At 35.8% G+C, this 1267-nt stretch carries 1 protein-coding gene; it reads right to left on the bottom strand.

Annotated features, from left to right (window positions below; genetic code table 11):
• Positions 1-116: 116 nt before the first annotated feature.
• Positions 117-542, bottom strand: a complete 426-nt coding sequence (locus BLR27_RS18355; protein ID WP_090707339.1) for a nuclear transport factor 2 family protein — start codon at positions 540-542, stop codon at positions 117-119.
• Positions 543-1267 lie beyond the last annotated feature (725 nt).

The raw sequence follows: 1267 nt of genomic DNA, 5'->3' as shown, positions 1-1267 counted from the left end.
TTCAATTGTCCGCCAGAAACGGAAAACTCAGCAAAGAGATTAATATATTTATTAAATAAAAAAGGCCATCTCGAATTGTGTTTCGAGACAGCCTCTTTTTTATGTAAAATGTAATTTTATATAAAGGAAGTTGAGATACTTGTGATCTTCCACCCTTTGGAAGTATTTGCCAGGTTCAGGTATGTGATTTTTGAGAATCCTTCGTATTTCATGGTTACTTTCACTACACTGATAGTTGGAGTAGTTTCCACTACACTATACTCAGTAGTACAATTTTGCTCAACATTTTGAATGCCTTCAAGAGATTTCAGCATTTCTGCTTTGTTAAAATTCAGTATCCTGTCGCCATTCGTTGTGGTATACTTGATTTCTTTGTCAAGAACCTCCGGCAAGGCTTCGATCTTTCCGTGAGTCATCGCATCCACATAGGTTTGTGCGGCGTAGCTCATGTTCAATTTTTCAAGTTTTGATCCGTCAGCTGAAAAAGCTGAGAATGAAACAACTGTTAATAATGCTGCGGTGATTGTTTTTAAAGTTTTCATGATCTTGTTTTTTTATTTGTTTATAATTTTTTGTTTTCTTGTTTGATTTGTTGATTCAAAAGTATGGCGTAAATCAACGCTGGAAAACAGGAATTAGGCAGGTGGCGGCAAGTTTTCGGTAAACGGCGGAATTTAAGGGGTGAAATGTTTGAAGGAATTTTTTACCGAGAATCTATAGTATGGTTTATGGATTATTGCAATTGAAAACCGCTTTAATGCGAGTTGCTTCTTTGAGGAATGAGATCAGTGGAATTGGCCAACTAGTATTACCGTCACCGCGAATAATAAGCTTCAATGGTCTTTGCTTTTTTTGATGCCAATTCTCATCCTGCATTATTAATGTAATCATTGTCGGCCAGACTTAACTCGTTCGATCAATTGAATGATGGGATTTGTGTTACAAAAATCCATGGGATGAGTACTCAATTCCCCAATTGGGAAAAAATCCCACATTAAATCTCCTCTTTTTCCCTTAAAAACCCTGTTTTTGGCATGTTTAGCGGTTTGGACTGCTCTTTGCCTTAGTATGATCAAATAAGGAAAAAAAAATCTAACTATAAAAACAACATGAAAAAAATATTCGCATTAATCGCATTCGTTTCATTCTTAAGTACAGCATCATTCGCACAAACTGCAAATCTTAACATTACCTTATCTGATGTTCTTTCATTCAGTGTAACTCAGCCGGCATCATTGGATGTGAACTTCGATACAGAATTAAAATA

The sequence above is a fragment of the Daejeonella rubra genome (assembly GCF_900103545.1).
Classification (GTDB): domain Bacteria; phylum Bacteroidota; class Bacteroidia; order Sphingobacteriales; family Sphingobacteriaceae; genus Daejeonella; species Daejeonella rubra.
This window is presented reverse-complemented; position numbering and strand designations above follow the sequence as displayed.

Bases quoted from the DNA above. Each gene is read 5' to 3' on its own strand.
- BLR27_RS18355 (WP_090707339.1), bottom strand. From the start codon at position 542: ATGAAAACTTTAAAAACAATCACCGCAGCATTATTAACAGTTGTTTCA.